The organism is Paraburkholderia sp. FW306-2-2C-D06C, from assembly GCF_058781505.1.
This window is the reverse complement of the sequence record NZ_JBYSWU010000019.1, coordinates 85,984-104,183: the sequence shown is the minus strand read 5'-3', so window position 1 is coordinate 104,183 and position 18,200 is coordinate 85,984. Positions and strand designations below refer to the sequence as shown.

At 61.0% G+C, this 18,200-nt stretch carries 12 protein-coding genes and 4 pseudogenes; 10 read left to right on the top strand and 6 right to left on the bottom strand.

The genetic code is table 11. The features are described 5' to 3' along the window. The first annotated feature begins 175 nt into the window (after nt 1–175). The 3 genes and pseudogenes from imuA to AC3WLT_RS16755 all read left to right on the top strand — a co-directional run bounded on the left by imuA (nt 176) and on the right by AC3WLT_RS16755 (nt 2,849). Nucleotides 176–869 (top strand): annotated as a pseudogene (gene imuA / locus AC3WLT_RS16765) (translesion DNA synthesis-associated protein ImuA). Further along, a pseudogene (locus tag AC3WLT_RS16760) lies at nt 790–1,551 on the top strand (Y-family DNA polymerase); the annotation flags it as partial. The pseudogenes imuA and AC3WLT_RS16760, both read left to right, overlap by 80 nt. Nucleotides 1,552–1,829: 278 nt before the next feature. After that, entirely contained in the window at nt 1,830–2,849 is a 1,020-nt protein-coding gene (locus tag AC3WLT_RS16755; RefSeq protein WP_492592818.1) for an IS110 family RNA-guided transposase, read from the top strand. Between the two features lie 450 nt (nt 2,850–3,299). Here the strand turns inward: AC3WLT_RS16755 and AC3WLT_RS16750 are convergent. Continuing rightward, nucleotides 3,300–3,539: pseudogene (locus AC3WLT_RS16750) on the bottom strand (NAD(P)(+) transhydrogenase (Re/Si-specific) subunit alpha); the annotation flags it as partial. A 353-nt stretch (nt 3,540–3,892) separates the two neighbouring features. Here AC3WLT_RS16750 and AC3WLT_RS16745 point away from each other — a divergent pair. Continuing rightward, nucleotides 3,893–4,864, top strand: coding sequence for an alpha/beta fold hydrolase (locus AC3WLT_RS16745; protein ID WP_492592817.1), 972 nt, complete (start codon nt 3,893–3,895; stop codon nt 4,862–4,864). Then, the gene (locus AC3WLT_RS16740) at nt 4,861–6,435 is read left to right on the top strand and encodes an AMP-binding protein (RefSeq protein ID WP_492592816.1); all 1,575 of its coding nucleotides are present in this window, start codon (nt 4,861–4,863) and stop codon (nt 6,433–6,435) included. The genes AC3WLT_RS16745 and AC3WLT_RS16740 overlap by 4 nt, the downstream gene beginning before the upstream one ends. Before the next feature lie 89 nt (nt 6,436–6,524). Here the strand turns inward: AC3WLT_RS16740 and panC are convergent. The 4 genes and pseudogenes from panC to AC3WLT_RS16720 all read right to left on the bottom strand — a co-directional run bounded on the left by panC (nt 6,525) and on the right by AC3WLT_RS16720 (nt 10,966). Beyond that, nucleotides 6,525–7,360: pseudogene (gene panC, locus AC3WLT_RS16735) on the bottom strand (pantoate--beta-alanine ligase). A 36-nt stretch (nt 7,361–7,396) separates the two neighbouring features. After that, the gene (locus AC3WLT_RS16730; protein ID WP_492592815.1) at nt 7,397–9,067 is read right to left on the bottom strand and encodes an electron transfer flavoprotein-ubiquinone oxidoreductase; all 1,671 of its coding nucleotides are present in this window, start codon (nt 9,065–9,067) and stop codon (nt 7,397–7,399) included. Nucleotides 9,068–9,180: 113 nt separating this feature from the next. Further along, the gene (locus tag AC3WLT_RS16725) at nt 9,181–9,999 is read right to left on the bottom strand and encodes an SDR family NAD(P)-dependent oxidoreductase (protein WP_492592814.1); all 819 of its coding nucleotides are present in this window, start codon (nt 9,997–9,999) and stop codon (nt 9,181–9,183) included. A 34-nt stretch (nt 10,000–10,033) separates the two neighbouring features. After that, on the bottom strand, nt 10,034–10,966 hold the full coding sequence (locus AC3WLT_RS16720) for a phytanoyl-CoA dioxygenase family protein (RefSeq protein WP_492592813.1): 933 nt from the start codon (nt 10,964–10,966) through the stop codon (nt 10,034–10,036). A 526-nt stretch (nt 10,967–11,492) separates the two neighbouring features. Between AC3WLT_RS16720 and AC3WLT_RS16715 the strand changes: the two genes are divergently transcribed. The 5 genes from AC3WLT_RS16715 (at nt 11,493) to AC3WLT_RS16695 (ending at nt 17,336) form a co-directional block, all read left to right on the top strand. Then, on the top strand, nt 11,493–12,959 hold the full coding sequence (locus AC3WLT_RS16715; protein WP_492592812.1) for an acyl-CoA reductase: 1,467 nt from the start codon (nt 11,493–11,495) through the stop codon (nt 12,957–12,959). 34 nt (nt 12,960–12,993) lie between these two features. After that, a complete protein-coding gene (locus AC3WLT_RS16710; RefSeq protein ID WP_492592811.1) occupies nt 12,994–13,863 on the top strand; it encodes an oxidoreductase in 870 nt (289 codons plus the stop codon). 28 nt (nt 13,864–13,891) lie between these two features. After that, on the top strand, nt 13,892–15,256 hold the full coding sequence (locus tag AC3WLT_RS16705) for a hypothetical protein (protein ID WP_492592810.1): 1,365 nt from the start codon (nt 13,892–13,894) through the stop codon (nt 15,254–15,256). 204 nt (nt 15,257–15,460) lie between these two features. Next, nucleotides 15,461–16,060, top strand: coding sequence for a TetR/AcrR family transcriptional regulator (locus AC3WLT_RS16700; RefSeq protein WP_492592809.1), 600 nt, complete (start codon nt 15,461–15,463; stop codon nt 16,058–16,060). Continuing rightward, entirely contained in the window at nt 15,981–17,336 is a 1,356-nt protein-coding gene (locus tag AC3WLT_RS16695) for an NADH:flavin oxidoreductase (protein WP_492592808.1), read from the top strand. The genes AC3WLT_RS16700 and AC3WLT_RS16695 overlap by 80 nt, the downstream gene beginning before the upstream one ends. 133 nt (nt 17,337–17,469) lie before the next feature. On the opposite strand, the gene AC3WLT_RS16690 is transcribed toward AC3WLT_RS16695, so the two are convergent. Continuing rightward, nucleotides 17,470–18,165, bottom strand: coding sequence for an SDR family NAD(P)-dependent oxidoreductase (locus tag AC3WLT_RS16690; protein ID WP_492592807.1), 696 nt, complete (start codon nt 18,163–18,165; stop codon nt 17,470–17,472). Between the last annotated feature and the right edge of the window lie 35 nt (nt 18,166–18,200).

Here is an 18,200-nt window from a genome sequence, read left to right as displayed (position 1 = left end):
GCATGGCGACGGATCTCGGCGGCTGACCCGCAATCTTGAAATCTTGCGCTAGAATTACTGTATATTTATACAGTACTTTTGGAGCTTGATCGTGAATCGCACTGACGCGGCCGCTCGGCAGATACGTGCCCCAGATGAACGGGCCCGCTCCATCGATGCTGTCCTCGACTCAAGTATGTATTCGGAGGCGGGGGGAATAACGCTATGGCGCGCTTCGCAGCTGGCCGCCGGCTTCGATCGGGTGGTGTCGTGCGGCCACGCCGCGCTGGCCGCCGAGCTGCCGGGCGGCGGCTGGCCCGCGGGCGCGCTCACCGAACTGCTCACACCGCAGCCGGGCTGCGCGTCTGCTGCAGCCCGCATTGGCGACCGTTGGATCCCGCCCCTTGCTCTTGCTGCAGCCGCCGCACCGGCTGCAACCCGCCGGACTGGCGTGGCTGGGCGTTCCCGCAGGACAGGCCTGCGTGCTGCGCGCACCACGCACGGCTGATGCGCTGTGGGCCGCCGAGCAGATCCTGCGTGCCGGCACCTGCGGCGCCCTGCTCTTCTGGCAGGCCGAAGCCCGGCAGGAAGCGCTCCGGCGCCTGCATCTGGCCGCTCAGGCCTCGGACACCCTGCTGTTCCTGTTTCGCCCACTCGCGGCCGCCCAGGCGACGTCGCCGGCGCCGCTGCGGCTTGCGCTGCGAGCCGCCAGGGGCGGTATTGAAGTGATGTTCGTCAAGCGCCGCGGACCGCAGCGCGACGAACCCGTTTTCGTTTCTCTCGTACCTTCACCTGCCCTGTTGAGCCGATATGCAACTCTGGATCGGCGTACATCTGCCGCACCTCGCCCTCGAGTCGTTTCTCCCGCGCTGGTCGACGCCACGCAATGAGGTCGGGTTTGTCGTGCTGGAGAAGGACCGCGTTGTCGCGCTCGACCGCGCGGCGCACTCGGCCGGCATCGTGCCCGGCATGCGCCGCGGTGGCGTGTTGACGCTCGCCCCCGACGCGGTCATTCGGGAACGTGATCTCACCCGTGAAGCGGAGCTTGTTCGTGGCGTGGCGTTCGCCCTGCTGCAGTTCACCCCCCACGTGGTGCTGGCGGAGGAATCGGTCGTGCTGGCCGACGTCTCGGCGAGCCTGCGCCTCTTCGGCGGCATTCGGCCACTGCGCCGGCGGGCGGGTGAAACGGTGACCACGTTCGGCGTGACCGCGGCACTCTCTGTCGCACCGACGGGGCAGGCCGCGTGGCTCTTCGCCCGGTCATCGGCTGGCATCGCGCTCACGTTGCGCTCCGTCGACCGTACGCTGCGTCGCGTGCCGTTACCTGCCCTGCCGCCTGCGCGCCCCTACGCCGAATGGTTCGACGGACTGGGATGCGAAACGGTCGACGACGTCCGGCGACTACCCCGCGCAGGCCTCAAGAAGCGCTGCGGCACGGCGCTGCTGGATGCGCTCGATCGCGCAACGGGCGCGGCGCCCGAAGTGTACGAATGGCTGGAGTTGCCTCCCGCTTTCAGCGCGAGGCTCGAGCTGCCCGACCGGATCGAGCATGCGGAAGCCGGGGTTATCGTACTTTCCGTGCGAAATCTGGCGGTTTGATCCTGAAAGTCCATGTGGATCAACTACTTGCAAAATCGCCGAATGCGAGAAAGTCGCAGAACCGCTGAGCCTTACTGCAAGCGGTTCTTCACGCGACTACCGCCAGATTTTGCACGATTCGGACGAATTGAAATGAACGCGTCCCACCCCGTGACCAGGTGAGCAAAGAAAGGTGGATCCTCACGGGCCAACGGCATCGATGTGCCCACGTGGAAAATACGAAGTTTTCCAGGCAAACCGGAGGATCCATCGTGAAGCTTACGCCTGTTGGGATTGACATCGCAAAGTCGGTTTTTCAGGTGCATTACATCGATCAGGAAACCGGAGAAATCGTGAACAGGCCGATCAAGCGGGCAAAGTTCCTCGAGCACTTCGTGAATCGTGCGCCATGCCTGATCGGGATGGAGGCGTGCGGCGGAGCGCACCACTGGGCCCGGCAACTGGCGAAGATGGGACACCAAGTCAAGCTGATGCCAGCGGAGTTCGTCAAGGCGTTCAACATACGGAACAAAAACGATGCGGCGGATGCACGGGCGATCTGGCTGGCGGTACAGCAACCGAGCAAGGCAGTGGCAGTGAAGACCGAGATGCAGCAGGCGATGCTGGCGCTGCACCGGATGCGGCAGCAACTGATCAAGTTCCGCACGATGCAGATCAATAACCTGAGAGGGCTGCTCACGGAATACGGCGAAGTGATGAGCAAGAGCCGGAGCAAGCTGGACAAGGAAACACCGGCTGTGCTCGAACGGTTGGCTGAGCGTCTGCCCGCCGTGCTGATTGATACGTTTCGTGAGCAGTGGAACGCCCTGACGAAGCTAGACGAACAGGTTGCCGAGATCGAGCGACGTATGCGCGAGTGGAAGAAGGAAGACAAAGCGGTGAAGGCAATCAGTGAAATTCCCGGCGTGGGGCTGCTGACAGCAACGGCGGCAGTCGCGATGATGGGCGATCCGAAAGCATTTAGTTCGGGGCGGGAGTTTGCCGCGTGGATTGGGATCGTGCCGAAGCAGACGGGCTCGGGCGGCAAGGTGAACCTGCACGGGATCAGCAAGAGGGGCGACACGTATCTGCGCACACTGCTGATTCACGGCGCACGGAGTGTGGTGACACGCGGGAAGGCGCCCGGCGAGTGGGTTGAGCAGATGAAGACGCGACGGCCGAAGAACGTTGTGGTCGTCGCATTGGCCAACAAGATGGCCCGAACGATCTGGGCGGTGCTGGCCCATGACCGGCCCTACCAGAAGGACTATGTGAGCGTGAAGCCGGTCTGAAAGGCTCGCACACGATGTAGAAGATCAACTTTTAGCACAGGGTGAACGTCGAAAGGTTGCGCAGCAATCGAGTGTAATGACAAGCCAGGTAGGACCGGGACTCGATAGACCTGAGGGGTAATACGAGCTTTGAGCTCGCCGGACGAATGAGGATCGAGTCAGCGTATTTCATAGGGGCCAGCAGCAGACGTCGTGGCTGCATCAAGGCCGGATATAGATCCGCAGCCCATCCTGTCTATCGGAACACACGAGAAACTAGCGCAAACGGGACGCGTTCATATAGATTACCCCAACAGACAATTGTCGGAGCGCGCTATGGCGCGGCTGATCGCGAAACCCAAACAGCAACCATTTGATTTATATAAACTAAATATTAGGGGCTGACCGATAACCCTTGTTGAGCCTAGATCGCGCTATCGTCGTAATCTGCAATGAAATCACGGGGACGCCCAATTCGGCATCGGTCGGGGATTGGACCTTGAGGACTAGATCAGCCCCAAAAGCAGTAGCCGCATCGACGATTTCCGCGCCGGTGGCTGTAAAAGCTTCGTCAGGAAAGCTTGCGCCGGTGCCGGCGCCGCTCTGGATCGTGACCCGGTGGCCCTGGGTCACGTACTTCTTGACCGTTTCGGGCGTCGCGGCGACGCGGGTTTCGTGCGCCCTCGTTTCTGATGGAATGCCTATATTCATATGAGATCGTCTAATTTTCAGAATGTCTGAGGCGGTGGTAAATCAGCATGACTACGACTCTTCACCCCAGCGCACATCCGGCACACCGATTGCGGCCAGGCCGAAAACACAGGTTCCGCTGCACCTGTAGATGAAGGACCATCGAAACCCCCATATCCAGGCACGGCTCACAATGAGCGTTGCCGGAACTACGCACCCACAAATGTGAACCATGTATGATAATGTGAACGACAGAATCTGTCATCCACAGCGTATGAAAATGCTGCATATGCGTCCATCCTGGGCAGCGGCGCTCCATGCAGGCTTAGTCAGCGTGGCTCGAACGTCCAGCGGAAGCTCAACCAGGAGATGCAATGACTCAATCGGCAGGCACAGTCCTCATCACTGGTACCACCGGTGCGCAAAGCGATGCGACCAGTCCCGCACCCGGATCATATTCGCCGCTCATCAATGACGGAACTCGAGCGATGACTGATACCGCGCCGTCGTGGTTCGTATCGGCTCTGCGACAGCCACGCCAATCACATTTCACCCACTCCAGCGGCGTCCGTGTCCATTTCGTCTCCTGGAATGCCAATAACGTACACAAGCCTGGCTTGCTGTTTGCGCATGGATTTCTCGGCCATAGCCATTGGTGGGACTTTATCGCGCCCTCCTTCACGGACCGCTATCGTGTCTTCGCGCTTGATTTCAGTGGTATGGGAGAGAGTGGTCATCGCTCCGAATACCGCGCCGACAGTTTTGTTCGCGACATCGCCGCCGTAGTCGGGGCGGCGGGCATCGCCCCCGCTAACGTCGTAGCCCACAGTTTCGGTGGCTCACGCCTCCTGCAGGCTTGCGCGATGTTTCCCGAACTGATCCGTCAGGCTGTCGTGCTGGACTCTTACTACGCGCTGCCTGGAGATGACCTTCCGATCATCGGCAGGCGCCCCGCGCCGCGTCCCTATCCCGACGCCGGGACTGCCATTGCCCACTTCCGTCTCATCCCTGGTCAGGCATGCGAACCATGGTTGCTGGCGCATCTCGCGCGCATGTCGGTACGTCAAACCGATGCGGGTTGGACCTGGCGTTTTGATCCATCGCTGCGCGAGCTTCAACCGGTCGAAGGCGACGCCGGACTGCTGGGCCGCATCACAGTTCCGGTCACTTATGTCCATGCGAAAAAGAGCGCGGTGGTCAGCGCCGAGCGAGCGACCAGAATAGTGGCCGCCATCCCAGATGCGCGTGGGCCCGTGACGATGCCCGGCGCGCACCACCACCTCATGCTGGATCAGCCTCTTGCGCTGGTCGATCTTTTGCGGGACTTGCTGGAGCCGTCGACATGAACAGCGCCGCCCATCGCAACGACTGGATACCCGATGTCCCGTTGAATTTGCTGCTGTCGAGATCTGTGCAGGCCCATCCTGCAACACGCATGCACTTTCATACAGAGGAAGGCGTCGCGAGCGTCACCACGCTGGAACTGTTGAGCACGGCGGCGCGCCTCGCCAGCGGGTTGCGCGCCCTCGGGTTGCGAGCCGGTGACGCTATCGCCATGCAACTGCCAACGCAGCGGGAGACCGCGGTTCTCTACCTGGCCGCGCTGGAAGTCGGTGCGGTGCTGGTGCCGATCGTGCATATCTACGGGCCTGCCGAAGTGGGTTTCATCCTGCGGGATTCGCGGGCGCGCTTCCTGTGTGTGCCTGAGCGCTGGCGTGGGATCGACTTCCTGGAACGCATCGACGCGCTGGGCAGCCTGCCTGATCTGGAGCGCGTCATCGTCGTCGGCAATCGCACGCCACGCAACGGCATCACGCTCGAGGCCGTTGAAGCGCTTTCACAAGCATCGGCGATCGACGCCTATTCGCCGCCCCCGCAGCCACAGGACGTCTGCCTGCTGCTCTATACGTCGGGCACCACGGCAGCGCCAAAGGGTGTGCAACATACGCACCAGACCGTCGGCGCCGAATGGTCCATCCCCTTCATCGATGGCCCCGGGCCCTATTTCACCCCCTTCCCTGCCGGTCACATCGCCGGCTTCAATTTTCTGCTGCGCCCTTTCGTGACCGCGACGGAGATGGTGTACACGGACCGCTGGGATGCATCGCTCGCAGCCGAGCTGATCGAGCGCTATCGGGTACGCCTTTCCGGCGGCACGCCCTTTCATCTGCAGGGTCTGCTGGAGGCGGCCCGGCTCGAAGGGCATAATCTCTCGTCTCTCGCGGCCTACGGTCTGGGAGGAACCGGCGTCACACCCGAACATATCGAACTGGCGGATCGCGCCGGCTTCGCGGGCACTCGCGCTTATGGATTGACGGAACACTCGACGGTCAGCATAGGCTGGCGCGACAGCTCCTTCGAACAGCGCGCTTACACGGACGGACGCGTTCAACCTGGCAGTCTGGTGCGAATCGTGGATGAGATGGATCGAGACTTACCGTCCGGCAGCCAGGGGGAGATTCTGACCAAGGGCCCCGAGCTGTTCGTCGGCTACACCGACCCGACACTCAGCGCAAATGCATTTACCCCCGATGGCTGGTTTCGCACCGGCGACATTGGCAAGCTCGATTCGGCAAACTGTCTCACGATCGCCGATCGCAAGAAAGACATTGTGATTCGTGGCGGCGAGAACATTTCATCGCAGGAGGTCGAGCGCGTACTTGCCACGCATCCGGCGATACGGGACGTAGCCGTCGTCGGCCAAAACGACTCGCGGTACGGCGAGAAAGTGTGCGCCGTGGTCGTGCTTCAGAAAGGCGCGTTTCTCGACCTCGCGTCCGTACAAAAGCATTTTTCCGAGGCTGGCGTAGCGCGTCAGAAGACTCCGGAAAGTCTTTATATCGTTGCTGAGTTACCGCGCACAGCCTCGGGGAAAGTTCGAAAGCCCGACCTGCGCAGGCAGGTCAACGGGAGTTGACCGACTCATAACTGCTGGCACGTGGTTACGGAGAAACGACAACGCGCCGAGCACGACGGCATACCGTTTCATCCGGGATGGTTGTCCACTCAGATTTCCAGATTGTCGATCAGTCGCGTCGTGCCGAGCTTCGCCGCCGCCATCACCACGAGCGGTTCCACGCTGAGTTCCTGCGGATCAGGTGCTCGAAGGTCCGAGCGCCGGCGGATAGACACATAGTCTGGAACCCAGCCCCTTTCAGCGAGTATGCTAAACGCCTTTAGCTCGACCGATTTCAGATCGCTCGCGCCGCTTAGCATCCTGTCACGAACCTGATTCAGCGTCCGATACAAAGCAGGAGCTTCCGCTCGCTCCGAAGGCGCGAGGAAGCGATTGCGCGACGATAGCGCAAGGCCATCGACGTCGCGCACTGTTTCGGCGCCGATAATATCGACAGGCAAGGCAAACTGCGCGCACATCTCGCGAACGATCGTCAACTGCTGATAGTCCTTCTTGCCGAACATGGCCACCCGAGGCTGTACGCAAGACATCAGCTTCATGACAACCGTACACACGCCATGAAAGAAGCCGGACGGAACTCCCCTTCGAGCATGTCGCCAAGCGCATGCGGTGGATGAACACGATACTCCTGCGGCTGCGGATACATGTCACGCTCGGTCGGCGCAAATAGCACGTAGACATTTTCCTTCTGTAGCTTTTCGATATCGGCTTCGAGCGTGCGCGGATATTTTGCGTAGTCGTCATTCGGCCCGAATTGCAACGGGTTAACGAAGATACTGGCTACTATGGGGTCGCCATATTGACGTGCCAGGCGCATCAACGACAAATGACCTTCGTGCAGATTGCCCATGGTTGGAACGAAGGCGATTCGGCTCTGGCCACGCAGTTGGGCGCGCAATTCCTCAATGGATCTGACAAGTTTCATGCCGCTTCTTAACTCTATGTTCAGCTCGAAGATTGACTACATATTCGGATAGTTAGGACCGCCGCCACCCTCAGGCGTCACCCACACGATGTTCTGGGTCGGGTCCTTGATATCGCAGGTCTTGCAATGCACGCAGTTCTGCGCGTTGATCACGAGACGTTCGCTGCCGTCGTCGTTCTTCACGAACTCATACACCGCTGCGGGGCAATACCGCGCTTCCGGACCGGCATAGGTCTGCCAGTTCACGTTCACCGGCACCGACGGATCTTTCAGCGTGAGGTGAGCCGGCTGGTTCTCTTCATGATTGGTGTTCGAGATGAACACCGACGACAACCAGTCGAACGTCAGCTTCCCATCCGGCTTCGGATAAACAATCGGCTTGCACTGCGAAGCAGGCTTGAGCATCTCGTGATCGGAATGCTGGTGATGCAGCGTCCACGGCACGTTGCCGCCGAGCACCTTCTGCTCGAGGCCGACCATCAGCGTGCCGAGGTACAGGCCCTTGCTCATCCACTGCTTGAAGTTGCGCGCCCGATGCAGCTCGGTATGCAGCCACGAGGTCTTGAACGATTCCGGGTAAGCGGTGAGTTCATCGCTAGTGCGTCCGGCCTGCACCGCTTCAAACGCAGCATCGGCAGCCAGCATGCCGGTCTTGATCGCCGCATGCGAACCCTTGATCCGCGATGCGTTCAGGAAGCCCGCATCGTCACCCACCAGCGCGCCACCCGGGAACACGAGCTTCGGCAGCGACAGCAGACCGCCCGCGGTGATCGCCCGCGCACCGTACGACACCCGCTTGCCGCCTTCGAGTACCGCGCGGATCGCCGGATGCGTCTTGTAGCGCTGGAATTCCTCGAACGGCGACAGATACGGGTTCGTGTAGCCCAGACCGACCACAAAGCCCACCACCACCTGGTTGTTGTCCATGTGATAGAGGAACGAGCCGCCGTACGTGTCGTTCTCCAGCGGCCAGCCGGCAGTGTGCATCACCAGACCCGGCTTGTGTTTCGCCGGATCGATGTCCCACAGTTCCTTGATGCCGATACCGTAGACCTGCGGATCGACGCCTTCGCGCAGCTTGAACTTGTCGTTCAGCTGGCGGCCGAGGTGCCCACGCGCGCCCTCGCAGAAGAGCGTGTACTTCGCGTGCAATTCCATGCCGAGCTGGAAATTCTCGGTCGGCTCGCCATCCTTGCCGATGCCCAGATTGCCGGTGGCCACACCCTTGACCGAGCCGTCGTCGTTGTAGAGGATCTCGGCAGCAGGAAAACCTGGAAATATTTCCACGCCCAGCGCTTCGGCTTGCTGACCCAGCCAGCGTGTGACGTTCGCGAGGCTGATCACGTAGTTGCCGTGGTTCTTGAAGTTGTCCGGCAGCGCCCAGATCGGCACGTTCTTCGAGCCGGTTTCGGTCAGAAACAGGAATCTGTCTTCGGTCACGTCCACCGTCAGCGGCGCGCCTTTTTCCTTCCAGTCCGGGATCAGTTCGGTGATGGCGCGCGGATCCATCACCGCGCCCGACAGGATATGAGCCCCGATCTCCGAGCCTTTTTCCAGTACGCACACGCCAAGCTCGACGCCTTTTTCCGCCGCCAGCTGCTTCAGGCGGATCGCCGCGGACAGGCCAGCCGGGCCGCCGCCGACGATCACGACGTCGTATTCCATCGACTCGCGTGGACCGTATTGTTCCAGCGATACTCCTGCCATGCAAAGTGTCTCCCTGACCGACTTGCGGACATCTTTGTTTTGCAATCCAAAATTATCAATCCGGCCAGAAGGCACGAACTAGCGCATCAGAAGCACGCTTACTCAACGGAACCTCACCGCTGCATCAGTTCATATGCGCAAAGCGCCGCGATCTCCGTCACGCCGCCATCGACCGGAAGACACGCGCCGGTAATGAAGCGCGCTTCGTCGCTGGCGAGGAACAACGCGGCTGATGCGACGTCCCATGCGTCTCCTTCGATGCCGAGCGGCGCGATCTTCCGGCGCCGGTCCCTGGCCTCGTCGTCCAGCATGGATTCGACCATCGGCGTGAGGATATGACCCGGCGCAATCGCATTGGCGCGCATGCCGTCGCGCCCGTAAGCAACCGCCAGTTCACGCGTCAATGCAATCATGCCGGCCTTTGACGACCCGTAGGCAGCCGACCCATGACTCCTGATTCCCGCAGTTGAACTCACATTGACCACCGAGCCGCCCCCACCCGCGACCAGTTGAGGGGCCGCGCTGCGGCTCATCAGAAACGCGCTCGTCAGATTCACGTCGATGATGCGATCCCACGCGGCCTCGTCGAGATTATCGAAGCGGCCGCCCGCGCCTGCCACGCCGACGTTGTTCACCAGCACGTGGAGCGCGCCGTAACGCTCGACCGTGGCGGCCACGATACGGGCGCAGGCACTACTGTCAGTGACATCGGCAGCACAGACAAACGCATTGCCGCCCGCCTCATGAATCATCGCAAGCGTCTCGGCGGCTCGCGTCTCATGCTGGTCGACAAGACACACCGATGCGCCTTCACGCGCGAAAACACAGGCAATCGCCTTGCCCGTACCAACGCCGTTACCTTGCGAACCGGCCCCTGTCACGATCGCGACCTTACTCGCAAGACGCCGATGGAATGTTTTCGGATAAGGCATCTCGTTACCCAATACGAAGTAAACCGTTGAACAATTAATGAGGAGGACGCAAGACTGTCACGCGGCCTTCATGCGACGCCAGAATAACCTCGTCCCCGGGGTGAAAGCGCATGGGGATTTCCTCGAGCGGTACCTTGCCGCCATCGAGACCGCGGCTATACGTACTCTCATCGAGCATAAACGTTCCGCTGCGGCCGTCCTCGCCCTGCACCGCTACCTCATGCTGCGTGATAGAAGTGATATTGCCGACGATCGGCGTGTTACCGGACGCCGCCATCACCCGGATGTCCATCGAGAGCCGGAAGCGGTCCGAGTAATTCGCCACGCCGGTATGCGGAGTGTTCAAATGCATGATGACCACATCGCCCGGCCGATAAGTCGTGCGACGCCACGCGTGTGCGGGTACTGCGCCATCGGGAATCGGAAACAGCGGCGGCTGCGAAAGATCGTGCAAATATGGCCCTTTATGCAGCCCTTCGGCAAGTACCAGCCCGCCGACGTTCGCATCAATTTCCGCGAGCGGGATCCAGCAGATGAGGAACGGTATTCCCGCGTTGTAGAAACCGTCCTGATGAACGTAATCGAAGCGAGGACGTGAGCGGTCCTGTGCTGGCGGCGTCGCGCGGTATTCCACTGTCGGAATCCAGAACGGTTCGTCGGCAAGCAGTCTGGTGAAGAAACGATGGATGGCCGGCTCGGCAGCAAACGGTTTCCATATCTTGCGTGTTGCGAGCGGTTCCATACGGAACGGGAATTCGCCAAGACTCTTGCCGTTGTAGCGAGCGATCGGATCGCCAGGGGCAATCACGCCGAGCTGCGAGATCTCCTCGAGAAATTTGCTGCGCAACCGTTCGACCGCCTCCGTATCCAGCACGCCGCGGAAGAACCAATAGCCATCGCGCTCCCAAGCTGCATCAAGTGCCGCGCGGTCGTCGAGGATATCGTTCGATACGTGCAGTTCCTGCATGGCCGGCAGCACACCAGCTTCCAGTACTGAGGTCATTTCGTCTCCTTATTGTTCGTCGCGGCTCATTCGTGCGGCCGATATCCCACCCGTGGCGCTTGGGATTCGAGTCTAGTCTTGAGCTCAATTTAATGCAACTACTAGTTGCATTATTGGTGCCAGCAAATCCCGGACCTGGTTCGTGACGAAGGGTCTCATCAGATCGTCCAACCTCATCTCCTGCTGAGGATGCTGTTACATCGTCGCGCGCGGAGTCGACCGCCAACAACTTGGGGAAAACCACACGACGATATTCGTTGCGGTTTTCGAATGGTGTGCATATATTTGCATTCAATCGAAGATGCGTCTTTGGCAGGAATCGGGTGGATCACTCGAACTGCACGGTTTCACGGATGACGAAGTCAATACGCTGAAGCAGTTCATGGATCGCACGATCGCCAACTGAGCTGACAACATCCACCCGCCCTGCATTCCGCGCCGTCGTCCGGGCGCCTGAATTGCACCTAATCCAATCGCGCAGGAGTACCACATGGATCACGTCGAATCACCAACCCGGGAAACCGGGCCATCGCCGCAAGGTGGCGCCACTGCGGCGTTGCGTGTGCCGCACGTCTATCGTGGGCGAACGGTGGTGGGGAATGCAGTCACGCACGTATCGCGCGATCTTGGCAAAGGATTCTGCACGCCGGCGATAGATCTCGATGATCTCGTCTGGCCCCGTACACAGGCGGGTCCGGCATTCGATCTGCCGATTGCAAAAGTCATCGATTTCCTCGTCGAACTCGGTCCGCGGCTGCATCTGGATGTGAACAGCCTGATGCAACAGGCACTCGAATCGATGATCGAAGTGAGTCCGCTTGGGCGTCGAATTCTGGAGAATTGCTACCGCGATATCCCGAACCTGTTTTCCCGCGGCGTGATCGAAGATGAATTGCGCCTCAGCCTCGGCGAGGCCGGCTTCATTGACGGCTGGATGCCGCGCACATTGCGTGGCCGCCCAAGCCGTCTGCGCGCATTTCCGCCCAGACTGGTTCACATACTTGCCGGTAATTCGCCGATGGTGGCGGCGATGACGGTGATGCGCGCGGCACTGACCAAAGGCGTGCATCTGCTGAAACTGCCGTCCAACGATTTGTTCACCGCGACCGCCATTCTGCGCACGATGGCCGAGATCGACCCGGCACATCCGTTGACACAGTCGTTTTCGGCAGCTTACTGGCGCGGTGGCGACGAAAACGTCGAGTCGATCCTGTATCGCCCGCAGTACTTCGACAAGCTTGTCGTGTGGGGCGGCGAAAGCGCCGTGCGCCACGCGATGCGTTACGCCGGCCCCGGTCTCGAACTGGTCGCATTCGACCCCAAGGTATCGATCTCGCTGATCGGCCGGGAAGCGTTTGCTTCTGACGAACTGCTGAAGCAGGTGGCGCGTGCCGGCGCAGCCGACGTGCAGTCGTTCAATCAGGATGCGTGTAACGCGAGCCGCTATCAGTTCATAGAAGGCAATGAAGAAGACACCGACCGCTATTGCGAACATCTGGCAGCCGCGCTTGGCGAAAACTTTCGCTATGGCGACGGTCAGGGTCCTCTCGTACCGGCCGACATCCGCGAGGCAGTCGACGTATTGCGCGAGATGGAACCCCTTTATCGCGTGTTCGGGGGATACGACGGGAAGGGCCTCGTCATCAGGTCGGACGAGCGGGTGGACTTCCATCCCATCTGCAAAACCGTGAATGTCGTGCCGGTGCAAAGCCTGCGTGATGCCACCCGCTTTGCCACCGTGGCGACGCAGACCGTGGGCATTTATCCGCCGCATCGCGTCGTCGAAGTACGCGATGGGCTTGCATGTGCCGGCGTGCAGCGCATCGTGACGCTCGGCGAATCGATTTCGGACGGCGTCGGCGGCTATCCACATGACGGCATGTTTCCCATCCACCGTTTCATGAAGTGGATATCTGAAGAAGCGGGCGACGTAGTCGAAGCCGGCCGGCCCGTGTGAAATCCGCTTTGCTTTCATTCGGGAGAGATTTTTGATGACCGCTATACCGACATCCTCCGCTGTCTGGCTCATCACGGGTGTGTCGTCCGGCTTCGGCCGCGCCCTCGCCGAAGCCGTCCTGGCTCGTGGCGACCGGGTGGTCGGTACCGTACGCAACGCATCTCAGATCGCCGCCTTCGAACAGATGTCGCCTGCCGGATTCGCACATGGCGTCGTGCTCGACGTCACCGATTCAGCTGCCGTGCCTCGCGCAATCGCAGAGGCGCTTGCTCACGCAGGCACCATCGACGTGCTCGTCAACAACGCCGGATACGGTCTGTTCGGCGCACTGGAAGAGGTCTCCGACGCCGAGGCGAGGCAGGTCTTCGATACGAATTTCTTCGGCACCGTGAACACCATCCGGGCCGTGCTGCCGCACTTCCGTCAGCGAGGCTCCGGACATATCGTCAACCTGTCGTCTGTCGCGGGGTTGATCGGCATCACGGGATGCAGCTTCTATTGCGCTTCCAAGCATGCGGTCGAAGGCCTGTCGGAGTCGCTTGCGCGAGAACTCAAACCGTTCGGCGTGCACGTCACACTCGTCGAACCCGGCGGATTTCGCACCAATTTTGCGGGCGGCTCGCTGCGCTGGAGCGAAGCCGTCGAACCTGCGTACGCGGAATCCGTGGGCGGGATACGCGAACAGATGTCCCACTATCACGGTACGCAGTCCGGCGATCCGGCCAAGGCTGCGGCGGCGATCATCCAGGCGGTCTACACCGAACCGCCACCGCTGAGGTTGCCGCTCGGACCCGATGCCGTGAGCGTTGTGCGCAACAAACTTGCGTCCTTGCAGGAAAACCTCGACGCGTGGCTCGAAGTCTCAAGCGCCACGGATTTCGATCAATACCGCACTGGCGCGTGACGCAACGTTACGTCACGCCGGAGATACCATGTCGACGCTCAACCTCTTTTACGATCTGCTTGAACAGGACGGCGACCCGTTTCGCCGCCATCCCGACATTTTGCGCGCGCTTCAACTGACGGCAATGCAGGAGCGTTTCTCCCAACGCCGTGAACAGATCAGACTGCTAGGCCGTCGCGCCGCCGACACGGGCGTCGACGAAATCCGCAGCGAAGCCGACATGGTGCCGCTGCTGTTCGCGCACCAGATCTACAAGAGCTACCCCGAGCAGTTCGTGGAAAGCGGCCGCTGGAAGCACCTGAATACCTGGCTGCAAACGCTGACGAGCACACCGGTGACTGACGTCAATGTCGACGGAGTCGACAACGTCGATGCATGGATGGATCGTCTGCGTAACGCCGGACATCATGTGTTCAGTTCGAGCGGCACCTCCGGCAAATGCAGTTTCATCAATCAGACGCGCGCCGACCTGGACCACGTAACGGCCTCGTGCGTAAAACTCGGCGTGTATGGAAACAGGCTGATCGAACGGGATTTCGGCAAGCGTCCGGTGTTTCTGATGATGCCGCCGAGCGGCGCGCATCGCCATATCGGGCCAGTCCTGAGCGCCGCCACGCAGCTCGGCAGCGAAAGCACACTAATGTTCGATGAGCCGGCGCTCGCCTCCGCGACGATCGCGATGGGCCGCATGCGTCGAGCGCTCGCCGACGGCAGCGCAAAGCCGAGCGAAATAGCGGCCTTCCAGGAGCAGGCGGCAGCGCGTCAGCGACATACCGGTGCAATGATTGACCGTTTCCTGGACAAACTACTCGCTCGCCGCGATGGACCTGTGCTCGTGCAAGGCAACTGGTCGCTGCACTGGACGCTGGTCGACTACGCTCGCCGGCGCGGCGTGACGGATGGCATCTGTCATCCGGAGACGGTCATCACCACAGGCGGTGGACTGAAGGGTACTCAGGCGCCCGTCGATTTCCGCAAGCAGATCGTCGACTTCTATGGCATTCAACCGGAGAACGTCCAGAACAGCTATGGCATGTCCGAAATGATCGGCACCGGCCCTTGGTCCGACGTGGCACAAGGCTATGCGATCTGTCCGTGGATCGTCCCGTTCGTGCTCGACAAATCAGGCGAAAAGCTGCTGAATCCCGCCGATGGCAAGGGGGTAGTCGAAGGCCGCTTTGCGTTCTTCGATCTGCTTGCCGAAGGATACTGGGGCGGATTCATCACTGGCGACAAGGTGACAGTCGACTTTTCACCCAAGGGCGCCACAGACGGTTTCCAGGGGCCGCTCGTCAGACAGGTCGGCCGTTACGCGGATCTCGAGGAAGGCGAGGACAAGCTGTCGTGCGCGGGCACGATGGAATCTTATGTCCGCGGCATGATCGACGTGTGACGTAGCTGGCGCGCCGGCCTGCGCCAGGTCGGCCCCACTGGCGGACCGGCAGGGACGTGAGTACACTTTCTTCTTTTCCTTCGTGTCCCTCCGCCCATGGTCAAGCCCTCGGCACTTCGAGCTTCGCGCTCCGCTACCGTTGACGGCACTGCGACAGCCGCACCGCGCTCCGCGGGGCGCCCCACGCAGGACGCCGCCGCAGAATTGCGCGAAAGGCTCCTGAACGCAGCCACGCAGGCTTTCCGGGCAGAAGGGTTCGGCGGAGCCAGAGTCGAAGAAATCGCTGAGCGTGCGGGAATCAGCAAGACAACCGTTTACCGGCAATACGGCACCAAGGAAGACCTGTTTCGCGCTGCTATCTGGCACGGCATGTCGGATCTGCGTGGCAGGATCGAACAAGTGCTGAAACCGCGCCGCGACTTCTCGAAGACATTGCTGGTCCTTGTACGCACACTGACGGACCATATGGCGTCCACTGACACGATCGAAATCACCCGCGTCAGTGTCGGGGAATCGCATCGCTTTCCGGATGTAGCGAAGGGATTCCTGCAATATGTGAATGCGATGCTGGAACCGGTAGCGGCCTTCATCGCGTCGGCCGCTCAAGGCGGAACGATAAACGTCTCCGACGCGCCGCAGGCCGCCCGTGACCTGCTGACGCTCGTTGCCGGAAGCGTGGAAGTCCTGATGGGCATTCCAACCACGCCCGCGCAACGCGAGCAGCGTGCTGCCCACATTCAGCAGTTGCTGCTCTCGGCGTGGCAGTATCAATTGCCCGACCACCAGCACAACTCGCGAACTTAGGTCCCGCCCTCCTCCGTGCGTCTATCTGGCCCATCACCTGAAACTGGGCCGACGCGCTTTTTTGCGGCAGGAATATAGCGTATCATTATCCGTACGCAAGTCAACTATACGCACGGAGACAGGTATGATCACCGCGCCACTCTTTACGCCACTTTCGGTCCGCGGAGTTACGCTGGCAAACCGTATCGTCATGTCGCCGATGACGCGCGGCTTCTCTCCCGACGGCATGCCTGGGCCTGATGTCGCTGCATACTACCAGCGGCGCGCCGAAGGCGAGACGGGGCTCATCATCACTGAAGGTGTCGGCATCGATCATCCGTCGGCACTCGGTGAAGCCGGTCTCGGAGAAAACTCAATCCCGACACTGGCCGGGGTGGAGTCGGTCGCAGCGTGGCGGTGTGTGACGGATGCGGTACACACGAGTGGCGGTCTGATTTTTCCGCAGTTGTGGCACATGGGCCCGATGAAGGAAGCCAATACCGGTCCCGTTCCTGCTGCAGAGCCTATGCGCCCTTCCGGACTGTGGGGTCCGACCGGTCGCCTGGCCTCGCTCGATGCCGGCTATCTGGCGCGCGTGAGTGCCCCTACCCGCGCGATGAGCGATGAAGAAATCGCGGATGTCATCGCCGCCTATCGCCGCAGCGCGTCATACGCGAAGGCCGCGGGGTTCGACGGAATTGCCATTCACGGCGGCCATGGCTACCTGATCGATTCGTTTCTGTGGAGTGAGACCAATCAACGCACCGACGCCTGGGGCAAAGATCGGACTGCCAGGAGCCGTTTTGCCGTGGAAGTGGTCCGCGAAATCCGCGCGGAGATCGGTGAAGCCATGCCCATCAGTTTCCGCTTTTCGCAGTGGAAACAGCAGGATTTCAAGGCGCGTCTTGCGACCACACCTGCTGAACTCGAACAGACGCTCGCGCCGCTCGCCGAGGCGGGCGTCGATATTTTCGAGGCGAGCACGCGCTATTTCAATCGTGCGGAGTTCGACGGCTCGGAGATGAATCTCGCCGGCTGGGTGAAAAAGGTGACGGGCAAGCTGTCGATGACCGTAGGCGGCATCGGGATCAACAAAGGTTTCTATGACTCGATGGCCGGGACGGAAACCGTTGCCCAGCCCGACCTCACGCCGTTGCTCGAACGGTTCCTGCGCAACGAGTTCGATCTGATCGGAGTGGGACGCTCGCTGCTGCATGACGCGCACTGGGCTCGACGCGCCCGTCTGGGTGAACCGTTCCTCGGATTCAGCACGGATTCCCTGACGCGCTTGACCTGAGTGGCAAGGCCTTCGTGAGATCCTGAACGTCAAGGGGATCGCGATGGTCCGACTGACTGCGTCAGACCATCGCCTCGCAAACCAGCGTGCGCCAGCACGTCACCCTACGGAAGACCGCGCCCCCTGCACAGCTCTATGAACGGCCAGTAACCGGAATCGCCGCGCCAGTCACGGCCGAGGCAGCCTCGGAGGCGAGGAAGAGGATAACTGCCGCGATGTCAGCAGGCAGCACCCAGCGTGAAAAGTCTGCATCAGGCATGTCCTTGCGATTCTGCGGCGTATCGATGGTGCCTGGCAAAATCGCGTTCACTGTAATGCCGCGATCCTTCAGTTCGTCGGCGAGCGCTTCGGTAAGACGCAGCACGCCCGCTTTCGACGCCGCATAGGCCCCCATCCCCGCGCCTGCGCGCAGCGCCGCCCCTGCACCGATATTGACGATGCGGCCGCCTTGCGGTCCAGCACCAAACTGGTCGAGCGCGGCCCTCGATGCCGTCGCCGCCGTGCGAACGTTCATCTGGTACATCAGATCCCAGGCATCCAGATCACTATCAGCCAGCGTTTCCCAGCGAAAACCACCGGCCACGTTGATCAATGCATTCAGCGATCCAAAGCGCTCGACGACCGACGACATCGCGGTCCGTGCGCTGCCGAGATCGGTCAGATCGACGCCGCCCAGCCGCCATTGCGCGCGCTGCTCGTCGAGAGCCGACGCGTCGGGCACGGATGCCCGATCCACCAACGCAACCTTCCATCCATCGGCGGCAAACGCGTCGCCAACCGCCCGTCCGAGTGTGCCGAATCCACCGGTAATCGCGACTACTCGTTGCATGTAAAACACCCCTGTTTCGTGACGGATCTGGCGCT